Raw genomic sequence first — 22,484 nt, forward strand, 5'->3', positions numbered from 1 at the left:
AAGAACCCACCATCTTACGCCTGTGCTCTTGAAGTCTGGGTACAAACGATGCCGGATTTATTACGTATTCAGTTCTTCTATATAAAATGAACAAAAGAATATTTACACTAGCCACTACGATGACAGAATAACCTTCCAATCGCTGTTATCCCCAGATTTTTTGATTCCCTTTTTAAAGGGGAAAATCCGGTGATAAAGGCGAACGCTCCGCTTTTTCAGGTTATTTCTACCCTCTCCGTTCTCGTGTAAATGTTTAGTTCATTTATATAGTTAAAGCGCTTGCATAATTGAACCTTAATCTTTTTCTCTTCTAGTCTTTGTTTACCGATTAAACTAACGACTAAAAAATAGCATAGTTTTTCAGGTTAATCAATCCTCTGAAGCGTTCCCAAACGTTAAATAACAAGGATCAAAAAAAGAGAGGGAACTTTTAAAGTCCGCCTCTCTTTGTTCATATCTCTTCACACATATTCTTTTCTTTGGCCAATCTTCAGTTATTTCACAGACCCTTGGGTAACCCCGTTGATGATCCACTTCTGCGCAAACAGGTAGATGATAATCATCGGCAGCAACGCGAGCAGGTAGGATGCAAACGCAAGGTTAAACTCGGTATTGAACTGTCCTTGGAATACATACTGTACCAGCGGCAGCGTGTATTGTCCCGGATCACTGATAATAATGAGTGGCAGCAAGAAGTCGTTGTACGTGGACAGGCAAGTCAGAATACCAACCGTGGCACTGATGGGCGCCATGAGCGGGAAAATGATTCTCCAGAACGTGCCCCAGGTTGTCGCTCCATCCACAAAAGCCGCCTCCTCCAGCGCTACCGGAATGGACCGGATGTATCCCACGTACACAAATACGTTAAATGCCAGGCCATATACCGTGTGCAGCAGGATCAGACCTACCAGATTTGTCATCTCCAGCGATGCGGTCAGCTTAACAATCGGCAACATGATGATTGGAAATGGAATGAACATCGCGCTGACGAAGTAATAGTACAGTCCTTTGAAAAACTTGCGTTTCTCCATATTCCGCGCAATCGCATAGGCCACCATCGAGTTACTGAGCAACGTCAAGAGCACAGTTGATGCGGTAACGATCGCACTGTTACGGAACGACTGGAAGAAGTTTGTCATGTCGATGGCCCTCGCGAAATTCTCCCAGTGAAGTGTCGTCGGAATGGCAAAGACCGATTGGGCCATCTGTTCCGGATTTTTCAAAGCTATTGTAACGGTCATATACAATGGGAACAGGATAAACAGGGTACCCAGCACCACGAGCAACATAACGAGCCAATTGATTCGTGTACGGCTTCTCATTACAGATCCATCTCCCTTCTTTGCAGGAACCGGATTTGCAGAATTGAAATCACCGCAATAACGATGAAGTAAATAACCGAGTTCGCAGATTGATATGCATATTCGCCGCCTTCGAATCCGCCGGTGTAGATCAGATGGGAGATGGACTGCGTCGCCCGCCCGGGACCACCGTTGGTCAAGGCTACGATTTGGTCGAAGACCATAAGCGAGTTTTTCATGGCCAGCACCATATTAATGGTGAAGAACGGGGCAATAAGCGGGAAGGTAATACTCCAGAATTCACGCCATTTACCTGCCCCGTCGAGGTTGGATGCCTCGTATAGTGTCGTTGGTATCGTTTGCAGACCAGCCAAATACAGAATCGTATTCAGGGCCACCGATTGCCATACTGCAACAATGACGATACCGATCCAAGCCAGACTTTCGCTACCGAGTATGTTCGTGGATAGTGCATTGATGCCCAGATTTTGTCCCCAGATCGGGAATACGTTGGAGAACAGGTAGTTAAATATGTAACCTACAATCAGTACACTCAGAATATTGGGCAGGAAGTAGATGCCGCGGAAAAAGTTACGGAACTTGATCTTGGCATTCAGCCCGAGTGCAATGAGCAGACTCAGGATATTGGTCAGGATCGTCACTACGATCGCGAACTTGAACGTAAACCAGTAGGCGTTACCTACATTGTCGTCCTGGAACAAGTTGAAATAGTTTTTGAAGCCAACAAAATCATACTCTTTCCCGAATCCGTTATAATTCGTAAATGAATAATAGATGCCCTGGAGGGCCGGCAGCGTCATAAACACAAAGAACAACACGACTGCCGGAACCGTCATCCAGTAATAAGGTGCGATACGCTTGTTCATATTCCATCCTCCTTCAGACAAGGCTTAACGCCGGTTCGCGACCTTGTCCCATTCTTTGTCGAGTGTATCTAGATAGTTGTCGATGTTTTGATTCTGCAAAAAGGACTGTACGATGGAATTCAGCTGCACGGCAGCCGGGATATAGTGATCGGGAAAGTCAATAACTTTGCCCTGCTCGATATATGGCATCAATTCCTGTACGGCAGGATCATCCTGCTTCACGCCTTCTACCGCAGAGAACAGCGTCTGTTCGTCAATATATCTTCCGATATTTTCAGGCTCTAATAGAAACGCAATAAACGTCTCTGCCTGTTCGCGATTAGGTGTGTCCGCCGCAATGGTAAACAGGGAGTCGATCCCGTTCACCAGCTTGATCTCACTCGCATCGTTGCCCGTAGGGAATGGGAAGAAACCAATGTCGACATTTGGGTTCGCTTTGCGAATCTCCGAGATGGCCCAGGTTCCCTGGATGTACATGAAAGCTTCACCGTTAGCAAAGGCACGGTTACCGTCCGAATAGGCTTTACCAAAGTTATCGCCGTGACCATACTTCATGATTTCCAGTTGCTTCTCAGCTACCTCGCGGTATTTCTCCTTGAACGTCACTTTGTTATCACGCCGCTCCTGGTAGAAATCAATACCGACCAGATTGGAGGCCAGTGCATTGAAGGGCAGGCTTGTCTGCCAGTCATCCTTGTATGTGAAGTAAAATGGAATCTCACCTGCATCCTTAATCTTTTGGGCGGTCGCAATGAGTTCATCCCACGTCTTTGGCACGTCCAATCCCATGTCCTTAAACAACGTTTTGTTGTACATAATGCCGTTTGCATTAGTCGCGTAAGGAATACCTGTCACTTCGTCCATGCCTGTGAGATCATTCAGCATCTGTATGTAGTTCGGATCAATCGTCTGGAGTAATGAACTATCCGTCAGATCGGTGAAAATATCACTCTGAGCCAGGATCGAATATGTATCCGTTGCCCCCATGGCCATGATATCCGGGATATCATTTTTGACAACACGCGTCTTCAATACCGTCTCCGCATCGGGTGGATTCACCTGTGTCACCTGAATATCGTCATGCTCCGCGTTGAACGTTTTAATTAGTTCATCAAAGGTTGTTTTGGCTTCAGGCTTGTTCTGGAAAAATTCAATCTGCACTTTGCCATTCGCGCTATCTCCACTGGTACAGGAAGATAAAAGTACAGCCATCATTCCGCACAGCAACATTGTCCCGAGAGCCTTGGTAAGCGTTGTTCTCATGTTGTACCTCCCTCAGCTTTATACGTAAGAATTTACCCATTCAGATGGTGAAATAACCATTTGGTTAATCCTTCCAAACGAACTTCAATCTGAATGGATAATATACGTCTTTATTATTTCTAAAACGGTTTCGGTACAAATGAATCACGGCAGTTCTTTCCATGACCTGAATGGGGCATAACAAAAAGGACACTGGATGATATCCAATGTCCCTCATTTAATAAGTTATATTCAGCCACTGTAACGCTTTTATCCAACCTATTAAGAACGCTCAACCTTCGGCAAAGCATTACGTAAACGCTTGGCCCGATAACTCTGAAATGCTCGAATCAACATGCCGATGATGATCATGACCACACCGATGTTAATTGCGACATCAGCGAGATTCAAAATCCCGCGTCCTGACGGAAACACGAGGAAATCCGTTACCCGGGCATAGATAAATCGATCGATCGCATTTCCTAAAGCCCCACCGACCATAAAACCCGCGCCAGCTTGCATCCAGAAACCGCGAATCTCACCTTTACTCCGGTAATACAGCATGCCCGCTATGAACAGAACAGCAATTACACCGAACAGACGCGCATTTCCCTGAAACATGCTGCCCGCCATTCCACTGTTCTCGTAATGCTGTAACTGCATGCCGGAGTTACCCAGTCTCATGACGTCGCCAACTTCCATATACATCCTCACTGCAATCTTGGTTCCCTGATCAACCAAAGTTACCAGCAGTGCTACAAAATAAAACAGCATCGTGCCTCTCCTCCTGCCTACGTAGCAATAACTTATTTTAACTTTAAGAGTTATGTATATTAGGTTCCCTTCACTTTAACACAGCCGATGTATGGTCTCCAAATGAACGGCCTTTAACCACGCAAGTAATGTCCACTAACATCGTTCAGACTGCATCGAGAAGGGACTACACCAATCCATGTCGAATGTAGACATCAATCATATATGTAAAGGGGCTGCCTGCAATTTGAACCTAACCATGACAGAGAAATTAAAGGAAATGCAACAGGAAGAAAAGGACTTGGTATTCAGCACATTTGATTCTGAAATAGCGCTTGGACTTGGCCTGCATCTGATCGAGGAAGCGAAGCGTCGTTCCCAAGCCGTGACCATCGACATTACCCTGAAGGGACATCGTCTCTTTTTGCATGCGATGGAAGGCACTCATCCCGACAACGAGGACTGGATTCGCCGTAAAAACAACGTGGTGAATCATTTCTCCTCCAGTTCTTGGCATACGGCCCTACGGTTGAGAAGTGAAAACCAGACACTTGAGCAAGACTTCAATCTGCCTTCATCGGACTATGTTCTGGCTGGTGGCGCTTTCCCGCTGATTCTGGAAAATGAGGGACAGGTCGGCACCATTACGGTATCGGGTTTGCCTGATGAGGAAGACCATGATCTGGTCACGACAGGCATTCGCTCGTTTTTGTTGCAGCAAAACTAGATTAAATGGAGCAAAAAAAGCCCACCTGATCAATATAGATCAAGTGGGCTTTACTAGCTAAAGCAGTGCTCAGGACGGATTTTTGCTTTTCATAATATGGTACACATTGCTCAAGCTGCCGGAGAGAATGCCTGTAATCGGGAATATGGCCCAATTGATATCCCACCGTTGATATACAAAGCCTGTGAACAAGAAGATGGCTGTCGCCAGCGGCCATACAATCGCTTCCACGGCTCTCACAATTTTCACTTCTTGCTTCTTCTCTACCGTCAACTGGTGCTTCTCCAGCAAGTTCGTGTAAGCCCCCTGAATATTACCGTAATATACAAACAGGAATGCTCCTACCCCAGCCATAACCATAAAGGCAGATACACCATAAGAGGCGTAGTTATCATTGATAGAGGACGCTGCGAAAATAAACACAGGAGACAGAATGCACAGGCAAACACCCGTAATGATGGCTATACGATAAGTCAGAGCGAAGCTCTCCCGACTATGCTGAATACTCATTTTAAGTGTATAAGGAAGCTGGATGCCCTTCTCCATATGACTGAAGCGTTCAAGCTTCATGCCACTGTGAATGAACATGCCTACCGCAATCGCAATCAGCACGAACATGCCGATCAGGCCCAGTACAGCCCCCGTTTCCACCGAACGGTTTGCAGCTGAAGTCGCATAGTTCTCAAATAAAGTATCCATGAAAATCAGAAACGCCACACCCGACGCGCACAATAAAACACCCAGCCCGATCCAAAATCCGGCATTTCTTTTTGCATTGGTATATGCGTAGGCTTCTTCTTCCGTCAGCACAGGTACTGCCTCTTCCGCACTGACTGGTTGAATACCGAGTTCTGCAGTTAGCTCCTCGATATTACCGAATTCTGAGATCACAATACCGATGGCTTCATTCTCCGACTTGCCTTCCCGCTTCAACTCTAGGTACTTATCTTCCATCCCCGAAAGGAGCTCCTGCTTCAGATGCTCCACCTCGGGTGTCTTCGGTAGACCCGCAAACATGTTCTCCAGATACACCATAATTGTCTCCATGTTCCGTCACAACTCCCTGATAAATAGATTAACAACCTCTTGCGTAACCTTCCATTCCTCACACTTTTCTCTGTAATAGTCGAGGCCGGGCGGCGTAATCCGGTAATAGGTACGACGCTTTCCCAAACTATTCTCATCCAGGTAAAACGATTCAATATAACCGTTCTTCTCCAATCGGGTGAAGGCCGAGTATAATGTCGTCTCCTTCATGACGTACTTTTCCTCTGTCAGCTGCCTGATGTTCTTGGAAATCTCGTAGCCGTACGACTCCCCTTCGAGCAGCATGTAGAGGATCAGCGTATCATTGTAGCCACGTATAACGTCACTGCTGATCACAAAAGATACTCCTCCTCATTACTTCATCTGTCGTAGTAGTTGAAGTATAGCACATTTTACTACGACAGGTGAAGTAGTTATGCCAAAAATGGACAATAAAAAATCCGTACCTGGGATAGGCACAGATTTTCTTCTTTTTCCTGTAGTTACATTCCTGCGTTTACTGGATCGCTGAGAGAACGTCCAGCAGCATGGATTTGAATTTGGGCCGATCAATGGCTTCACAGACGCGTACATTGGGCTCTTTGCCAAAACGTCCGTTGATATCAACCACACTGTATCCACGTGTCAGCTCTCCTGCCGCTTCCACATCCACATAATATTGACCCGACTTGGTCATGATGGATTCATCTGCCGCAACAGCCATCAGCAACGTATCGGGATGAGTGGTGCCATTCAGCTTATGTACCGACTTGTTGAACTGCATAACCACTTTGTTGATAGCGGTGAAGAAATCGGCACCGGATGTACCCAGAGCCGCAATCTCTGCATGATCGTCATCGTCCATCACTGAATATTGCGTGCACATCTCCCAGCCAACCATCGTAATCGGAATGCCTGCATGCAGTACAATTTTCGCTGCTTCCGGGTCCACGTAGAAGTTATACTCCGCTGCCGGTGTGATATTGCCCAGTGCATTATTCGTTCCGCCCATGATGTACAGGTGAGCAATCTCCGGAATAATCGTGGGGTCTTTCTGAATTGCCATCGCAATATTAGTCAGCGGGGCAATCGCCAGAAGTTCAATTTCACCTGGATATGCATGCACCTTCTCAATGATAAAATCAACCGCGTGCCCGCTCTCGGGACGTTGATCTGCCTTCGGGAAATGCGCGCCGCCCATGCCGTCATCGCCATGCACATCTTCCACTGTGCGGTGCTGAGCCTTTCCATAGGCCATTAGCGGACGCTCGCAACCTTTATACACAGGCACCTTGCCGCCATGTCCAGCAACCTGTACCGTGTACAGGGCATTTTCAACCTCCTGGTCGAATTGTACGTTACCGCCCGTAATGGTAATGCCCTCCACCTGAAAGTGATGCAATGCCGTCAGGATCGCAATCGTATCGTCTCCTGCTGTATCTGTATCGATGATGACTCTTCTCATGATGCCGCGCTCCTTCTTCCCATTGATAGTAAACTCTATAAAACACTATGTCTTATTTTACATCAAAAACGTACCGATGACGATGGAAACGCCGATGATAATCGAACGCAGCAGCTGTGCTACTGCCATATTGCCTCGTGCGATTTCTTCGCATACTCGCATTTTAGGCGTAAGGAAATCAAATATAATATAGACCAGGCACAACACAATAATTCCAAGTGCCGACCACAGCAGCATATCCAGCCACGAATGCGTCGAGAAAGACACCATGCCTACGATAATACACAGTCCCAGCAATTTGCTGCCCATATACATGCCTGCCGCTTCGTTACCTTTGGCGATTTCCTCACTATCGTCATACCGGGTCAATCTGCTAAAAGCGAAATATCCACACACCAATACCACCAGCAGAATGCCTATACCCACCGCAACATTCAGCAAGTTCAATCCCAAGTTCTCCATTCCTTCTCCTCCTCATCATTCATCCGTTCGCGAACTGTAGCCGCGCAATAATAGGCCATATCTCCGGTTACTTTCTCCCCGACCCGTGGTAGCAACCCAGCCAAACGCCCACCGATAACAAACACCCCTGTAAGCAGATAACCACTGTACGCTCCAGCTTCCGTCTCGATCACAACCTGTTCCATCGGAACCAGCTGCTGATAGATTTTGGGCTGATTTTCGTAATAAGCTGTGATCTCTTCATCCTCGTCTGTTGCCCCAGTTGCAAGATTGGATTCCAGCGCCTCGTTAAGAGGATGCCCTATATCCTGCTTCCCAAGGGCATTGTCCGTTCCTCCATCCAGCAAAAGAGTTCCTCTACCTTCGCGCCCCCAATAGCTTTTGGATACATATGGTATGGCGTTCAGCTCGAAGGGCTCAGCCGAAAAATAGGTAGGCAACAGATATCGGGAAATAACGTCCATCTCTGTTTCATCAAAGAGGGTAAACCCGCAATATTCCGGGGTTTGCTCGTTCCGCTCGTAGAGCGACCAGATTGCCGCCATGAAGCCTTTACTCTGCATCAGTACATGCTGAACCGGATTCATCAGGCCCAGTCGTCCATCACGTACAAGTTCAAGCAGTGCAGCACCAATGTCCACCCCTGTCGTCTCATCCCGATCATCGATCAGATACTCCAGTGGATAAAGGCGATACAGTAGGTTAATCTCCCGACCCTGATGGTAAAGCGCCTCCCCCGGAGCAATCTCCAGTTCCTCAAGTGGAGCATAGAAGACTTCGTATCCAGCTTCCTGACAACGTTTCATTAGGTATTCCGTATTCGTTCGATCTTCGACATGTTCACCAAAAGAAGTAAACGTCACCGGACCCTGTAATCCTTGGTTTGCATAGAATTCGAGCCATATCCTGAAACACTCCCGAATACGTGTATCCATCTCGGCAGATGGTGCGGTCAACGCGGCATCCTCAGCAAGACCCACCAGGATATTTTCCAATGCAGCAGCCTCCGGTATACCCGTAGGAGTGTCCGTATTATTTTCAATACACTTCGGCCCAGCTTCTCCAATAATCCAGTCCTGACGGGTAATGCCTCCAGTCACCATCTCCATACGTGCCGTTGGAATAAGCCCGGGATGGATACCGAGCTGATGCTCCAAAAAGGAGTCCGGCATATATTGCTGGATAAATCGCATCACTTTACAGTAAATGCCGTCTACCGCCTCGGCTGCCGCACGCAGTTCCTGCATCTCCGAGGGAGAATAGACCGTCAAGGCAGGCACACAATACTGCTTCCCGTACATTCGATGGTATGGAATCTGTTGTTCTGTTTCGCCCTGAAATACCTCTTCGTGACTAAAGGGTAGTTGAACCACTTGCCTCATCCGGTTATCCTCCCGAACTGCGGAAGAAGCTACCGAAGCCGCTTGATTTGGACTTGGACTTGCTATAGGAGCTGTTACTGTCCTTGTTGCTTCGATACGACGACCCACCGTAGTAATAGTGCCCACTGCTGGAATCATATTCACATCCGGTATCATACTCCGGGTCACATTCATCATTGTTGCTGCCACAACCGGATAACACGGCAGGAACCGCCAGCATCAGGGAGAAAGCAACCAGCTTCGCTTTTGATCCGGGTTTGGATGCTTGCCCCCGCTCTTGGTCACTCATTACAGATCCACCTCTTTCATATAAAACAACACTTTCTTGCGATCCGCATCCAGCACGGAATACAGGAACTCATACGTCTTGCCACTGCGAACCATGTAATGGTCCAGCAGTTGCTCGGCAAGCTCCATCGTATAGGTGGATGACGTTGTGAGCTCCAACTCCTGAAACGAACTTCCATTCCACAGCATATACTCTGCACTGTACATGGAAGACATTTTGCACATTGCCAGCGCAGCATCCGCAATAGCTGCACCGTACTCATCCGGCATCTGTTGCTCATACGCCGTTACATATACTGCATGTTCTCGCCCATCCTGGCATTCATTGGACAGATGCGCCCAGAGTTTGTTTTTCACCAAGGTGGCATCCACCAGTTTGCGCATGAACAGTTCATCTCGTGTGACTGAAGTCTGTTCCAGCAATCCCGTCTCCGCCTGTCGATCATCCGACCAACTCCGATACGTCAAAGAATAATAGATACCGATAACCTCCCTTTTTGCGAGCTCTTAGGTGAGCCGTTTCAATTCATACAAACGTATTTAACGCATCAGAAGGAAAAAAGTTACACAAGTGAATCAATTTCATATTACCTTTAGCTGCTTCAAATCAAGGATAGACATAGATCAAAATGGTTTAATTTGTCTATGTCTAGTTGCAAAACTCCATTTTTAATGAGTTATGAAATTGATTCTATTCACCATGACATGTAAAAAAAGCTACTGTTTGAGGCGTCATCGATGATGCTACATTCGTGATTTAACGCTTGCTTGGCTAGCACGCAGATTCCTCGTTTGGTATGTAATTCAGTTCTAAAAGGCCGGAGAAGATTCTCCGACCTCGTTTGTTCCATCTTATGCTCATGCCATTCGGACTTATAACTCAGCCCACTGTGCCAATACATCATTATATTCAGCGGACAATTGCTCGCGATCATTCCAGATTTGCTCCAGTTCAAGCGGATTGTTCTGCACAACTTCCAACTGTTGATCCAGTACCTGAATCTGTGCCTCAAGACGAGCCAGGGTCTTCTCCAGCTTCTCCGCAGACAGTATATTGCCGTTGCTACTTCTATGATTCGATGCAGTTGCTGCCGAAGGAGTCAATGCCTTGCTTGATCCTGTGGAAACTTCATGACCACGACTTCCATCGGTAGCCGCAACAGCGGAACCGTTCATTGTCGATGTTGCTTCTGGTTTCTTCCCTGATCTGGCAGTCCCGCCGGGCGCAGACGTTAAACCTGACTTCAACTCTGACTTGGCATTCCCACGAGAGGAAACTCCCACTCCTGCTGTAGCCTGAGTTGTCGCCGCCGCACGAGCTTGCATATCAAGCTTCTTCTCACGATACGCCTCATAGTCTCCCAGATAAGAGGTCATCTGTCCGTCCTCCAGTTCCCAGACACGGGAGGCGAGGCGATTGACGAAGTACCGATCATGCGAGATGGCAAGTACGGTTCCTTCAAAATCAACCAAGGATTCTTCCAGCGCTTCTCTGGATGCGATATCCAGATGGTTGGTCGGCTCATCGAGCAGCAGTACATTGGGTTTGCGTTGCACCAGCAGAGCCAGCCGCAGGCGCGTCCATTCCCCGCCAGATAATTGCCCGACAGAGCGGAATACATCCGCTCCATAGAACAGATATCGGGCCAGAATCCCGCGAGCCTCGCCTTCCTCCACACCCGCTTCCAGACGGAAGTATTCAAGTACGTTCAGTTTTGGATTCGTGGGTTCCTCCTGTTGAGCCAGATACCCCACATCCACACGTGCCCCCCACTCCAGCTTGCCCGCATTGGGTTGCTCGTCACCAAGCAACAGCTTGAACAGGGTCGTCTTGCCAGAACCATTCCGGCCAATGAGTGCAATTTTATCCCCATACTCCAGCAGACCCGAGATTCCGCGCAGGATTTCACGCTCGCCATAACTCTTCTCGACCTGTTCCAATACTGCTACCCGTTTACCCGTTCGATCCGTAGGGCGCACATCGAATTCGGCATTGCGGCGCTCCAGTACAGGACGCTTCACCTGTTCCATCCGCTCGATGGCTTTACGCATAGAAGCCGCCCGTCTGAAGAACTTTTCATTCCCACCAACTCGGCCCCACTCCTCTAACTGGCGGATCGTTTCTTTCATTTTCTTGATAACCTTCTGCTGCTCCTTGAACTCTTCGAATTGCTGCAACAGCCGTTGTTCCTTCACTTTCATATATTCCGTATAACCGCCAGCAGACGTTTCCGCTTCTCCATCCTCCAGCTCCAGTGTTCGATTCACGACCCGATCCAGAAAATAACGATCATGCGAGATCAGGACAATGGTGCCGGGATATTCTCGTAAAAATCCTTCCAGCCACTCGACCCGCTCCAGATCGAGATGGTTCGTCGGCTCATCCAGCAATAACAGATCGGGCCTTACGATTAGCTGTGAAGCCAACACTACCCGAGTCTGCTCCCCACCGGACAGGGAACCGAAGCGCCAACCATAATGCGCCTTGTCGATATCCAGACCGTCCGCCACCTGATCGATCCGGGCATCCATTTCATATCCACCCTCACGCTCGAACTGTTCTTGCAGCGCCGCGTAGCGTTTCAGCAGACGCTCTAATTGATTAGGGTCTGCTGCACATGCCGGATCGGACATCTGCTGCTCCATTTCCTTCATTTGCGTGCGACATATCATAAGCTCCTTGAATCCAAGACTCAATACATCCAGTACGGTATGGTCATCCAATCCTTCTGGGACCTGAGCCACGTAACCCATTCGTGTATCTTTCTTGATCATCAATTGCCCTTCATCCGGCTTGTTCAGTCTTGCCATCAGGCGCATAAGTGTGGTTTTGCCGCTTCCGTTGCGGCCGATCAGGGCGACCTTGTCACCTTCCATAATTTCAAACGTAATGCCGTCCAGCACCAGATGTGCTCCGTGGTATTGAGTCAGTTGTTGCGCGCTAATGATCATCATAATAAGGTTCCTCCTATGGTATGGAAGATCCTGACCGCAACACAAAAAGAGCCGCAGGAGGTTAGCTCCGCGGCCCTTCAGAATTCAAGCAATATCGCTTATCGTCCGAATGAGGTCAAGGCAGGCATCTTCTCGCAAATGTTAACTTCCGTATATTCAAAATTGGACAGACTTCTCCCGTTGGTCAGAAAAGTATGAACAATGCCAGCCATAGCAATCGGCAGCTGGCTAATACGGTTGTTAAGCATCTCGTGATTCACCTGTCTTCACCTCCCCTGTCATAATTAATGTCAATATATCACAGACGAATGCATTCCTGCAACCATCCCATCGCCCAATTCATCCTTACTCCACAGTAGCTACTGCTCTGATTAATCCCTGCCCCGTCGCCGAAGCATTACATCCCTGATCGCCACCGTAATAAGTGTTAACATTCCCGAGGTACCCAGTGATGCGCCAAGCAGGGCATATCCGATGCCGTTCCACCCGCCAATATCGATGCTGATCATGATTACAACGGCACCGCCGAGCAAGGCCACACATGGCAATATATATTGTACCCACGTCATTCGGCGTCCTTGCAACCGGTAGATAAGCCATTCAATCAGCAGCTGCACCGCCCACATTCCCAATGTCCACAAGATCAGTACTTCCATAAGGTTCCCCTCCTGTTGCTGGATGGATCAAGCCCTTTGTTACAGACCTTACGTTACTTCAACCAATTTGAGAAAAAGTTCCGGTACCCTTCTTTCATCTTCGTGCGCGAAAAAGCACCAAAAGCATACTCCCGGTTGTCTTCTGACACACTGCGCGGCGCAGCCGCAGCCATGTTCACCAGTTCAAACCAGTTATCCTCGTTGCCTGCAAAGGCATGCGTGGATCGAATGTGACCGTAGCAGGCATGCTCCGGCTTCACGACCATTTTGCCCATCGCCATCGCTTCCGTCAACGGCATCGCAAATGTATCAAAGGCTGAACAGTTCCAATACACCTTGGATGAGTTCATCAACGTAAATATCTCATCCTGCGCGAGCGCAAACTTCAGCTTCACGTTGGAAGGAATGTCGTACTTCTTCATGGTTTCCTTATAGCGTACACCACCAAACACCATATATACTTCCTTGTCCGGGTTCTGCCGAGCATATTCCAGAACTAGATCCGGGCGACGGTTCGCCTCATCCCTACCGATCCAGAGCACCCGATTATGCACAACCTGACTCGGATCATAGTGCCGGTTCGCCAGCTCTTCGCTAAAGCCAATCGGAATAACGTTCACGTCATGCACACCGAAATTGCGACCCAGCTCTGTTTTCAAAAACTCCGTCTGCACAATCGCTTTATCCACCATCGTATAAAATGGCTTCATCATCTCATATCCCGTCAGCGCAGGATCGGGGAAACTGTGCGGAAACAATACGCTTTTCGGTAAGAACATCTTCAAAAATGTAAACCCGGATACGGTGTAGATAACATGCTCTATATTTTGACTATGAATCTGATCCAGCACGATATCGTAGTTCACCAGGTCACCTTTCTCATGCTCATAACCCGGCAACCAGTCGTATCCGCTGACATGACGCTCCGGCGAGATGAACACAATATCCACGCCCAGCTCCAGACCAATCTGCTTCAGCCGATCCGCAAATACGCGTGGCCCCTGTGCTTCCGTGAATTGAATTTTACGCATAACAAGTCCGACTTTACGCAAGCTTCTCACCCCTCATTTCTATTCCTTACACATGTGCTTCATGCACTGTTCCAGCGTCGCTGCTGTCTCATACCACTGGTTACTTAACTGTTCCTTCGGCCACACACATTCCTCACTCCTCAGATCACCGTCAATCAAACGCAGCATCCAGAGCGAGAATACAATAGCATAGGCGTCGTACCATTCTCCAAAAGGAACCCGTTCAATCTGTACGCCCAAGCTCCCCAGTTTGTCCAAATAAACATCCATAACCCGCTCTCGCAGGTCCGGCGTAACCGTTCTGGGAAATAGCGGATGCGAGAGATCCACCAGATGAACTACATCCCACAGCGGCGTATTCAGATGGGCATGCTCCCAGTCCAAGACGACCAGTCTGCCGTCCACCTCCGCCAGATTACCGGGATGCAAATCTCCGTGACACAGAACAGTTGGAAGTTCTTCCTCTGCCGTGAGGATCAACCTCGTGATCTTATTCCAATCGGGTTCGGACAGTTGCATATCCAGCCTGGATAACAGTTCATCCGTAGATTGTCTGTGCATTTGTAACTCATCCAGCATTGTGTGAATAGACGGTTTCTGGCCCACGCGAGGCAGTTCACCCCAATCCGTGACAGACAACGCATGCCACGTTGCCATATGTACAGCTGCGCCGAGCATCGTCGCTTCTTGTGAATCATGCACCAGTTGCCCCAGATCCTCGTAGATCATCCAACTCTGTGCCGGTGTAATGGTAGGGTCCGACGATGCAATGAGCTGCGGATAGATCGGTGGTAAGCCAGACATCACACGCTCGTACATCCATCGTTCCCGTCCATGCTGTGCAGGATTCGTCAGCGGTTTGAAAATATAACTTTCACCGGTAGAAACAGTGAATCGCTCCACATATCGTCCGTTCATTCCTTTATACAACGGTTCACGGCTTGTTATATAGTGATCATTCAGCATTCCTTTAGGTGTCACCCAGCTGTATGCATCCATCTCTTCGTTCACGCTACCCACCATCCGTTTCGTTCTCCCTGCTGCTCCGATTATGATTTCTATCCATCATACGTTGCCGTTCACAAGCCTGCAAGCTTTGGTCGTAAGCGCTTATTCAGTGTCTCAATTCAGAGTTTCAAAATTACTTATTGCATTTTGGTTAGTAATCACTTACTATAAAATCATGAAGAACAAATCTCATGTGGATAGCAAAAAGAAAGATATCCTACAAGCGGCGATGCGCTTGTTCGCAACCAAAGGCGTTGACGGCATATCCGTCAAAGAGATCGGTGATGCCGCCGGAGTAACCGATGCGGCGATCTACAAACATTTTAAAAACAAGGATGCCGTTGCCCTGGAAGCCTTCACCCAATACTGTGTCGACTATACTGCACTAATTGACGGGTATGTTCGACAGGAAGGTCCCGTACTGGATCGCTTCAAGCAACTGGTTACCGAGGTTCTCCATCTGCATGATGAAGATCCCTACGGACTGCTGCTGATTTCACAGAATCATGAAATATTCATTGAAGCTGGAAGCAGCGAAGATTACCGTCAGCCATTGGATGCGTTAATGGATCTGATCGATCAGGGAATGATGCGTGGCGAACTGCCTCAGCAGGATTCGAGGCTCACTGCCGTGCTGATTATCGGTGCAATTACACGCATGGCGGTCTCCAGTATGCAAGGTGAACTGCCGGAGTTGCTGGTACCTTATACGGGGGAAACGGTTCACCGACTTGCATCGATGTTGGGGCAGGTACCTCAGGAGTAACGATGGAAATGGGATGAAGCTAGAAATGGAGTAGCGGAGCGTAGGGAAAACGACGTGAGCAACTACGTTGTTTCCGAAGGAAACAACCTTCGTAAGTTCCCGCTTATTTCGGCTGAATCCCATCTTCGATGCTGATGATACCGCTAGGCATGATTTGTAATGCGGACTCTTTGAACAACTTCTAAAAGAGAATCGTCAACATACCATCAGGATATACCAGATGGATTATCGGGTCATACGTGACCTTTTCTTTTTGCACATGAGGTTAGTGTTCATTAACTAAAATAGTCAGGATGTGTCATCTTCCATGAAAAAAATATTAATTATTCAAGGTAATCCCGTCTCCCCCAGTTATAACGGCGCAATCGCCGAGGCGTACCACAAAGGTGCGGTGCAGGCTGGTGCTGACGTCCGCATGATCACCCTGAACGAGTTGGCGTTTAACATGAATCTGGAGGGAGGATATCGTAATAAACTTCCCCTTGAACCGGATTTGCTACAAGCTCAAGAAGCAATCAAGTGGGCCGAGCATCTCGTATGGGTGTTCCCAATATGGTGGGGAGGACCGCCTGCCCTGCTGAAAGGTTTTGTTGACCGAATCTTCATGCCAGGTTACGCCTTCAAGTATCAAAAAGGAAAACCTTTCCCGGATCAACTTCTCAAAGGCCGGACCGCTCGCATGATCACCACGATGGATGGTCCGAGCTGGTACTTCAAATGGTTCCAAGGTGAGCCTGCACATAAAATGATGAAAATCTCCACATTTGGACTCACCGGCATCAAACCTGTGCGTATAACAACTGTAGATCAAGTCGGGAAGAAGTCCGATGAACAGAGAAAGAATTGGCTCGATAAGATTGAGCAGCTTGGGCGGAAGATGGGGTAAGACAGAAGATAAAATTGCCTAATTCTAAACAAAAAAGGGATGTCCCCTACGTCATGTTCAAGACGGGACACCCCTTTGTTGCGTTTATTATAGTCTAACGAACCTTGCGCACATTATTTACCCAAATGAAATACGACCCGACGGATGCTCAGGCAAAATAGCTGTAACCAGCTGCTGGACTGCCGGATGATCCGACTGCATTACTGAATCCCCCGCATCACCGCTATAGACAATCCTGCCCTGATCCATCACGGCAATGCGGTCGCAGATCGTCATGGCCGCCCGAATATCATGTGTGATAAAGAGGTAAGACAACCCATACGACGTTCTGAGCTCCGCCAATAAGGATAGGATTTGCGTCTGGTGCACCATGTCCAGGCTGCTGATCGACTCGTCCAGTACGATTAACTTCGGCTTGAGCGCAATGGCTCGTGCGATGTTAACTCGCTGTAATTGGCCACCGCTGAACTGGTGCGGAAGCTTGTTGGCATCCTCTGGTGTAAGTCCAACCTGCTCAAGCAGTTGTCCGATCACACGAAGTTGTTCTTTTGCCGACAAACGCTCGTAATTATCCAGCGGCTCCCCAATGATCTGCGCGGCAGTCATGAGTGGATTCACAGCCGAATAACAGTCTTGGAACACGACCTGCAGATCACGTCGTAATCCCTTGAGGACGGGTTTGCTGGATCGGTAGATATCCTGTCCTTGAAATAAAACCTGACCCTGGCTTGGCTTCTCCAGACCAAGAATAATTTTGCCCAAGGTACTTTTACCTGCTCCACTCGTACCTAACAGTCCCAGACAAACACCCTTTTCAATCGTAAGTGAGATGTCTGCCAGCACAGGAGGACGTGCTCCCGAACGATCCAGCCAATTGCGTTTGCCATAGCTATGGCTTATTCCACATACCTGAAGCATCAGGTCATCCTCCTCTCTTGTACTTGGCAGAAGCAATCTCCGAAGAAGCCGAATTTAACCATCACCATGTTCATTCCACCCCTGCGCCTACCCACTCAAAATACAGTGCATACCCGCTCTACACATACACTCACTGAACGATTCATCTCATCAGTGATTCGCTATCGTCCCAAAGACATACTGGGTCTGGCATTTAACAACATCCGGGTATACTCATGCTGCGGGTGGTCGAACAGTTGGTGCACATCCGCCTGCTCCACAATTCGCCCCTTCTGCATAACCGCGACTTCATCCGCCATTTGCGAGATCACGCCCAGATCGTGGGAGATGAGCAAGATGGATGTGCCATACTCCGTACGTAGCCGATCCAATTCCTGAAGCACCTTGAACTGATTCACGACATCCAGTGCCGTCGTTGGTTCATCAGCAATAACCAAAGCCGGTCGCAGGCACATCGATATGGCGATCATCACCCGCTGCAACATACCGCCACTCAGTTGGAATGGATATCGCTTCATCAGTTTGACTGGCTCGGGCAGGTTCATGTCTGCCAAGGCAGTAATAGCCCGCTCTCGAGCCGCTGCTTTGGACATCCCCGTGTGCGTACGCAAGGTTTCAATGAATTGAGATCCAATCGTATATACGGGTGTAAAAGCATTCATCGGATTCTGCATAATAAATCCGATTTCCTTGCCGCGGATGCGCCGCATCTCCTCACCTGACAACGAACCCAGCTCCCGTCCATTCAGACGGATGCTACCCTTTACCTCCATCCTGCGAGGATCAAGCAGATGGAGCAGCGCGTTACACGTAACGGTCTTACCGCTGCCACTCTCGCCAACCAGACCGAAGACACGACCTTTTTCCAATTCGAAATCTATGGGCTCCAGTAACGGGACTAAACCCTCCGCTGTTCTAAGATTAACTTGCAGACCACGAACTTCGAGCACCTTCGCTGCATCATCCATCGTTACGTTCACCTCCATATGCCTTAGATTCCGAATCATTACCTTTTTGCAATGCCATAACGCTCAGATAACGCTTCTCCCAAGATGTTGAACGTAATAACTACCAGCAGAATTAATGCACCCGGGTAGATCATCAACTCCGGATGACTGCGAATGTAACCTGTTCCTTCATGGATCATGGCGCCCCATTCTGCATTCGGTGGTTGGATGCCAAGCCCCAAGAATGAAAGTGCCGATATATCCATAATCGCCCATCCCATCTCCAGCGTGCCCATCACAACAATCGGACGCTGCACGTTGGGGATGATATGTTTCCGAATAATCGTCCACGAAGAAGAGCCGCTAATCCGCGCCGCTGCGATAAAATTCCGTTCCTTCAGACTTACGACCATGTTCCGGCAGATACGTGCATAATACACCCACTGTACCATCATGAGGGCTAGAAGCACCTGCGTCAGACCTGGACCAAAGATCCCTACAATACCGAGCACCAGCACCAGATTCGGAAACGCCATAATGCCTTCACACAAGCGCATCAGCAGACTGTCCACCCAGCCACCAAGGTAACCGGAGATTGAACCCACAATGACACCTATGAGCAAAGAAGACAGAAAGATCAGGGTAGCAAATCCGAGCGACACCCGTGCTCCATACATCAGCCTGGTGAGATTGTCGCGTCCCAGATGATCCGTTCCCAGCCAATGCTCAGGCGATGGACTCGCCAGCTTCTGCAACAGGTTTACCTTCACCGGATCATGAGGAGCAATCCATGGGGCTAATAACGCGATCACGAAGAAAAGCAAGATGATCACCGAGCAGATCTGGATGGCTCTCTGTCCTTTAAATACCGCACGCCATTTGTTTATCAATGTTCTGCCCGTCCTTTCGCTGAAATCCGTGGGTCCATAACGAGCTGCACCAGATCAACGAGCAGATTGCATACGATGAACAGGCATGCCGCCAGGAAGACATAACATTGAATCACGGGAATATCCCGGTTAAATATCGCATCGACGAAATAACGCCCGAACCCAGGCCAGGAAAACACCTGCTCTACAATAATGGTGCCTGTGAGCAGCTTGCCCATACTCATCCCCATCCCCGTAATGAGGGGCGATATGGCGATTTTCAGCACATGCTTGAGCATAATCACTCGTTCGCGAATCCCGCGTGTTCTCGCATACTGTACATATGTCTCCTGCAATTGTTCCAGCACACTGGAACGCAACAATCGGGTGTAGACCGCAATCAGGATCATGGATAGTGTTACCGTAGGCAGGACCAGATTCTCCCACGATCCACGCCCCTCCACAGGCAGCCAGTCCAGCTTCACCGAGAAAAAGAAGATCAGCAGGTAACCGAGCCAGAATTGCGGAATAGATGCTCCAAAATAGGAAATCGCCCGGCTGACCATGTCAATCCAGCTATTCTTATACACCGCCGCCAGTACTCCCAAAGGAATACTTACCAAAACCGATAACAACATACTCCAGAAGGCTAGTTCAGCCGTAGCGGGAATCCTTAGTTTCACTTCATCCCATACGGGTTTGTTGGTGAGATACGAAGTGCCAAAGTCGAGCTTGGCAATCTTCTGAATCGTATGCGCATATTGGGTTAATAAAGGCTGATCCAGACCGAACTCATGCCGCTTTTGCGCAAGCAGCTCCGGTGTTGGATAGATATGAGCGGCTGTCAGATAAGCCTCGGCCGGATCAACTGGTGAAATATGAATAAGCGCAAAGGTAACGAGTGTAGCGATAAAAACGATAGGAATGATCGCGATCATTCGTTTCCCGATATAACTGATCAACAAACTTCCTCCCTTTTATCAAGCTACATGACCTTTCCAAGGCCTTACCATTTCCAAAATCAAAGTAATTATGACTTATTGATTGCCCAACTCAATGCCTACAAACGGATTCTCATCACGGTTTGCCGGGAAAATAAAGTTGGAAATTTTCTTCTGATATACCGCCGTTTTCTTAACATACGAGATGGGGACAATCGCCGATTGTTCCTGAAGTGTTGTCAGGATAGAGCCATACAGCTCCTGACGTTTCGTCTCATCTGTTGATGATAGTGCGGCATGTACCTGCTCGTCCAGTTCCTTTTTCATCGGCAAGGCACTGAGCGTCTCAGAGATACCAAATCCAGGGCTCGCTACAACGTTAATGAAGGAATGTGGATCATACGGAGCACCATAGTTGTACCAGAAATACAGGTCAAAATCATTGGCTTTCAACCGTTTGATCTGTACCGTCAGTTCCAGCCCAGTGAGGTTTACCTTAACCCCAAGCTCGCTCCATTCCGCCTGAATGGTCTCAGCCATCGCTTTCTGAATCGGGTCCGTCTTGTCAAAAATCATTTCGAATTCAAGCTGTTGTCCGTCTTTCTCACGAACGCTACCATTCGCAGGCATCTTCCAACCCGCTTCATCCAATAAAGCTTTGGATTGTTCCACGTTATATTCGATCGGTTTCAGGTCAACATTGGTGTATGGGTAGTTTTTGGATAGTGCCGTATCTGCCGGTTCTTCCAGACCCAGAGTGATGCCTTCCACCATCGCTTTTTTGTTAAATCCTTGCTGGAGCGCCATCCGCACTCTGAGATCAGACAGCTTCGGATTGGAGGAATTCAGCAGCAGATCTCGCGTACCTACCGGATCAGACAGCTGACTCACATATTTATCGTTGTCACGAAGCTGTTGGAACGCATCCAGACTGATCATACCTTCACCATAGATCAGGTCGAGATCACCTTTTTCAAAAGCAAGCACGCGGGTTTCTGCATCAGGGATGATCTTAACCGTAATCTGATCCACCTTCGGTGCGGTTCCCCAATAATTCGGGTTGCGTTTGAAAACAGCATATTCGTCCTGCTTGTAATCAGCCAGCATCCACGGGCCAGTACCCACCGGCTCTTTGATGCCTTGGGAAGTATCTCCGTCATCCGGGAATCCGGCTTCACCCAGGAAGCGGAAAGGACGAACCACCGACAAGTCCTGAAGAACAGGATAATACGGCTCTGTGAGTGTCATGCGGAAAGTCTGATCGTCCACAACCTCCGTCTTGTCGAGCACACCTACAATGCCCAGCCAGCTATGTGTGTCTTTATTTTTCATTACAGCGTCAAAATTCTTTTTCACAATCTCAGCATTAAATGGCGTACCATCTGAGAATTTCACACCTTGGCGAAGCTTGAATGTATATACTTTGCCGTCATCGGAGATCGTCCATGATTCTGCCAGCGCAGGTTCCAGTTTTCCGTCCTTCTGGTAACTGATCAGCGGCTCATAGAGCATGGATTGGGCAAATAATTGCGAAGGATTGTACGTGTGCGGATTCATTGTACCGATATCACGTGGCCATGACATCGTAATCGACTTCGTAGATGTTTGATCCGAAGCAGCAGATGAGGATTCATCTCCACTTCCTGTATTGCTGCAACCCACAATAACGAATAACAACAAGAGCATCGTTGCCAGCGTGAGGGCCGAAGATTTGCGATGTTGTACAGACATGGATGTTGAACCCCTTTTCTCTATTTTATGATAATGATTATCATATTCATCCATTAAGAATAGGCAGGAGCCCTCCTTTTGTCAACAAAATTCGACATAGTATGCATCACTACTAAATATGCCAAAAAAGCCCTTCCTGTAGGAGGAAGAGCCTCTCGACCTGCATATGAATCACAACTGAAAAAATAAGCTTCACCATAATCTGTTATTCCTTGCTCACAGCATGGAAATCACGAAAGTACA

The 22,484-nt window shown here is 48.3% G+C and carries 24 protein-coding genes; 3 read left to right on the forward strand and 21 right to left on the reverse strand.

Features of this window, described 5'->3' with window-relative positions:
- Positions 1–494: 494 nt before the first annotated feature.
- The 4 genes from MKZ13_RS29665 to lspA all read right to left on the reverse strand — a co-directional run bounded on the left by MKZ13_RS29665 (position 495) and on the right by lspA (position 4,204).
- Positions 495–1,322, reverse strand: coding sequence for a carbohydrate ABC transporter permease (locus MKZ13_RS29665; protein WP_339180415.1), 828 nt, complete (start codon positions 1,320–1,322; stop codon positions 495–497).
- Positions 1,322–2,188: a sugar ABC transporter permease gene (locus tag MKZ13_RS29670; protein WP_036606633.1), complete on the reverse strand. Its 867-nt coding sequence runs from the start codon at positions 2,186–2,188 to the stop codon at positions 1,322–1,324. Before MKZ13_RS29670 ends, MKZ13_RS29665 begins: the two co-directional genes overlap by 1 nt.
- A 24-nt stretch (positions 2,189–2,212) precedes the next feature.
- Positions 2,213–3,451 carry an extracellular solute-binding protein gene (locus tag MKZ13_RS29675; protein ID WP_339180418.1) on the reverse strand — a complete coding sequence of 413 codons (1,239 nt, stop codon included), beginning with the start codon at positions 3,449–3,451 and terminating at the stop codon, positions 2,213–2,215.
- A 261-nt stretch (positions 3,452–3,712) separates the two neighbouring features.
- On the reverse strand, positions 3,713–4,204 hold the full coding sequence (gene lspA, locus MKZ13_RS29680) for a signal peptidase II (RefSeq protein ID WP_221819808.1): 492 nt from the start codon (positions 4,202–4,204) through the stop codon (positions 3,713–3,715).
- 238 nt (positions 4,205–4,442) lie between these two features.
- Between lspA and MKZ13_RS29685 the strand changes: the two genes are divergently transcribed.
- Positions 4,443–4,910 (forward strand): heme-degrading domain-containing protein, encoded by a 468-nt coding sequence (locus MKZ13_RS29685; protein ID WP_339180421.1) that lies wholly within the window; start codon positions 4,443–4,445, stop codon positions 4,908–4,910.
- A gap of 69 nt (positions 4,911–4,979) precedes the next feature.
- Here MKZ13_RS29685 and MKZ13_RS29690 read toward each other — a convergent pair whose 3' ends face one another.
- The 12 genes from MKZ13_RS29690 to MKZ13_RS29745 all read right to left on the reverse strand — a co-directional run bounded on the left by MKZ13_RS29690 (position 4,980) and on the right by MKZ13_RS29745 (position 15,198).
- Positions 4,980–5,957 carry a permease prefix domain 1-containing protein gene (locus MKZ13_RS29690; protein ID WP_339180424.1) on the reverse strand — a complete coding sequence of 326 codons (978 nt, stop codon included), beginning with the start codon at positions 5,955–5,957 and terminating at the stop codon, positions 4,980–4,982.
- A 6-nt stretch (positions 5,958–5,963) separates the two neighbouring features.
- Entirely contained in the window at positions 5,964–6,293 is a 330-nt protein-coding gene (locus MKZ13_RS29695; protein ID WP_017691704.1) for a PadR family transcriptional regulator, read from the reverse strand.
- A gap of 160 nt (positions 6,294–6,453) precedes the next feature.
- Positions 6,454–7,401: a nucleoside hydrolase gene (locus MKZ13_RS29700; RefSeq protein ID WP_339180426.1), complete on the reverse strand. Its 948-nt coding sequence runs from the start codon at positions 7,399–7,401 to the stop codon at positions 6,454–6,456.
- Positions 7,402–7,458: 57 nt separating this feature from the next.
- Positions 7,459–7,863 carry a DUF350 domain-containing protein gene (locus MKZ13_RS29705; protein WP_221819821.1) on the reverse strand — a complete coding sequence of 135 codons (405 nt, stop codon included), beginning with the start codon at positions 7,861–7,863 and terminating at the stop codon, positions 7,459–7,461.
- Positions 7,845–9,245 carry a glutathionylspermidine synthase family protein gene (locus tag MKZ13_RS29710; RefSeq protein ID WP_221819823.1) on the reverse strand — a complete coding sequence of 467 codons (1,401 nt, stop codon included), beginning with the start codon at positions 9,243–9,245 and terminating at the stop codon, positions 7,845–7,847. Before MKZ13_RS29710 ends, MKZ13_RS29705 begins: the two co-directional genes overlap by 19 nt.
- Positions 9,246–9,249: 4 nt before the next feature.
- On the reverse strand, positions 9,250–9,534 hold the full coding sequence (locus MKZ13_RS29715; RefSeq protein WP_036671603.1) for a hypothetical protein: 285 nt from the start codon (positions 9,532–9,534) through the stop codon (positions 9,250–9,252).
- The gene (locus tag MKZ13_RS29720) at positions 9,534–10,001 is read right to left on the reverse strand and encodes a hypothetical protein (RefSeq protein ID WP_221819826.1); all 468 of its coding nucleotides are present in this window, start codon (positions 9,999–10,001) and stop codon (positions 9,534–9,536) included. The genes MKZ13_RS29715 and MKZ13_RS29720 overlap by 1 nt, the downstream gene beginning before the upstream one ends.
- A 405-nt stretch (positions 10,002–10,406) precedes the next feature.
- Positions 10,407–12,488, reverse strand: a complete 2,082-nt coding sequence (locus MKZ13_RS29725) for an ABC-F family ATP-binding cassette domain-containing protein (protein WP_339180430.1) — start codon at positions 12,486–12,488, stop codon at positions 10,407–10,409.
- A gap of 98 nt (positions 12,489–12,586) precedes the next feature.
- A complete protein-coding gene (locus MKZ13_RS29730; protein WP_017691697.1) occupies positions 12,587–12,748 on the reverse strand; it encodes a hypothetical protein in 162 nt (53 codons plus the stop codon).
- Between the two features lie 111 nt (positions 12,749–12,859).
- Positions 12,860–13,144 (reverse strand): hypothetical protein, encoded by a 285-nt coding sequence (locus MKZ13_RS29735; protein WP_076216814.1) that lies wholly within the window; start codon positions 13,142–13,144, stop codon positions 12,860–12,862.
- Between the two features lie 53 nt (positions 13,145–13,197).
- Complete coding sequence (locus MKZ13_RS29740) at positions 13,198–14,196, reverse strand: glycosyltransferase (RefSeq protein WP_339185472.1); 999 nt, start codon at positions 14,194–14,196, stop codon at positions 13,198–13,200.
- An 18-nt stretch (positions 14,197–14,214) separates the two neighbouring features.
- Positions 14,215–15,198: an aminoglycoside phosphotransferase family protein gene (locus MKZ13_RS29745; RefSeq protein ID WP_339180433.1), complete on the reverse strand. Its 984-nt coding sequence runs from the start codon at positions 15,196–15,198 to the stop codon at positions 14,215–14,217.
- A gap of 160 nt (positions 15,199–15,358) precedes the next feature.
- Between MKZ13_RS29745 and MKZ13_RS29750 the strand changes: the two genes are divergently transcribed.
- Positions 15,359–15,949, forward strand: a complete 591-nt coding sequence (locus MKZ13_RS29750; RefSeq protein WP_339180436.1) for a TetR/AcrR family transcriptional regulator — start codon at positions 15,359–15,361, stop codon at positions 15,947–15,949.
- A 307-nt stretch (positions 15,950–16,256) separates the two neighbouring features.
- Positions 16,257–16,835, forward strand: coding sequence for an NAD(P)H-dependent oxidoreductase (locus MKZ13_RS29755; protein WP_339180439.1), 579 nt, complete (start codon positions 16,257–16,259; stop codon positions 16,833–16,835).
- Positions 16,836–16,952: 117 nt separating this feature from the next.
- On the opposite strand, the gene nikE is transcribed toward MKZ13_RS29755, so the two are convergent.
- From nikE to nikA, 5 genes are all read right to left on the reverse strand, one after another.
- Entirely contained in the window at positions 16,953–17,753 is an 801-nt protein-coding gene (nikE, locus tag MKZ13_RS29760; RefSeq protein ID WP_339180441.1) for a nickel import ATP-binding protein NikE, read from the reverse strand.
- A 161-nt stretch (positions 17,754–17,914) separates the two neighbouring features.
- Positions 17,915–18,721, reverse strand: a complete 807-nt coding sequence (locus MKZ13_RS29765; RefSeq protein WP_339185473.1) for an ABC transporter ATP-binding protein — start codon at positions 18,719–18,721, stop codon at positions 17,915–17,917.
- Between the two features lie 38 nt (positions 18,722–18,759).
- Positions 18,760–19,590 carry a nickel ABC transporter permease subunit NikC gene (gene nikC, locus MKZ13_RS29770; RefSeq protein WP_221819843.1) on the reverse strand — a complete coding sequence of 277 codons (831 nt, stop codon included), beginning with the start codon at positions 19,588–19,590 and terminating at the stop codon, positions 18,760–18,762.
- Entirely contained in the window at positions 19,587–20,531 is a 945-nt protein-coding gene (nikB, locus tag MKZ13_RS29775) for a nickel ABC transporter permease subunit NikB (protein WP_339180444.1), read from the reverse strand. The genes nikC and nikB overlap by 4 nt, the downstream gene beginning before the upstream one ends.
- Positions 20,532–20,606: 75 nt before the next feature.
- Positions 20,607–22,241, reverse strand: a complete 1,635-nt coding sequence (gene nikA, locus MKZ13_RS29780; RefSeq protein WP_339180446.1) for a nickel ABC transporter substrate-binding protein — start codon at positions 22,239–22,241, stop codon at positions 20,607–20,609.
- Positions 22,242–22,484 lie beyond the last annotated feature (243 nt).

The sequence above is a fragment of the Paenibacillus sp. FSL R5-0701 genome (assembly GCF_037973995.1).
Lineage (GTDB): Bacteria > Bacillota > Bacilli > Paenibacillales > Paenibacillaceae > Paenibacillus.

Coding starts and splice junctions, on each gene's coding strand:
- nikE (WP_339180441.1), bottom strand. CDS start 17,753: ATGCTTCAGGTATGTGGAATAAGCCATAGCTATGGCAAACGCAATTGG.
- MKZ13_RS29755 (WP_339180439.1), top strand. CDS start 16,257: ATGAAAAAAATATTAATTATTCAAGGTAATCCCGTCTCCCCCAGTTAT.
- MKZ13_RS29685 (WP_339180421.1), top strand. CDS start 4,443: ATGACAGAGAAATTAAAGGAAATGCAACAGGAAGAAAAGGACTTGGTA.
- MKZ13_RS29665 (WP_339180415.1), bottom strand. CDS start 1,322: ATGAGAAGCCGTACACGAATCAATTGGCTCGTTATGTTGCTCGTGGTG.
- MKZ13_RS29705 (WP_221819821.1), bottom strand. CDS start 7,863: ATGGAGAACTTGGGATTGAACTTGCTGAATGTTGCGGTGGGTATAGGC.
- MKZ13_RS29710 (WP_221819823.1), bottom strand. CDS start 9,245: ATGAGGCAAGTGGTTCAACTACCCTTTAGTCACGAAGAGGTATTTCAG.
- MKZ13_RS29675 (WP_339180418.1), bottom strand. CDS start 3,451: ATGAGAACAACGCTTACCAAGGCTCTCGGGACAATGTTGCTGTGCGGA.
- lspA (WP_221819808.1), bottom strand. CDS start 4,204: ATGCTGTTTTATTTTGTAGCACTGCTGGTAACTTTGGTTGATCAGGGA.
- nikA (WP_339180446.1), bottom strand. CDS start 22,241: ATGTCTGTACAACATCGCAAATCTTCGGCCCTCACGCTGGCAACGATG.
- MKZ13_RS29750 (WP_339180436.1), top strand. CDS start 15,359: ATGAAGAACAAATCTCATGTGGATAGCAAAAAGAAAGATATCCTACAA.
- MKZ13_RS29690 (WP_339180424.1), bottom strand. CDS start 5,957: ATGGAGACAATTATGGTGTATCTGGAGAACATGTTTGCGGGTCTACCG.
- MKZ13_RS29670 (WP_036606633.1), bottom strand. CDS start 2,188: ATGAACAAGCGTATCGCACCTTATTACTGGATGACGGTTCCGGCAGTC.
- MKZ13_RS29745 (WP_339180433.1), bottom strand. CDS start 15,198: ATGGTGGGTAGCGTGAACGAAGAGATGGATGCATACAGCTGGGTGACA.
- MKZ13_RS29715 (WP_036671603.1), bottom strand. CDS start 9,534: ATGAGTGACCAAGAGCGGGGGCAAGCATCCAAACCCGGATCAAAAGCG.
- MKZ13_RS29725 (WP_339180430.1), bottom strand. CDS start 12,488: ATGATGATCATTAGCGCGCAACAACTGACTCAATACCACGGAGCACAT.
- MKZ13_RS29700 (WP_339180426.1), bottom strand. CDS start 7,401: ATGAGAAGAGTCATCATCGATACAGATACAGCAGGAGACGATACGATT.
- MKZ13_RS29765 (WP_339185473.1), bottom strand. CDS start 18,721: ATGGATGATGCAGCGAAGGTGCTCGAAGTTCGTGGTCTGCAAGTTAAT.
- MKZ13_RS29735 (WP_076216814.1), bottom strand. CDS start 13,144: ATGGAAGTACTGATCTTGTGGACATTGGGAATGTGGGCGGTGCAGCTG.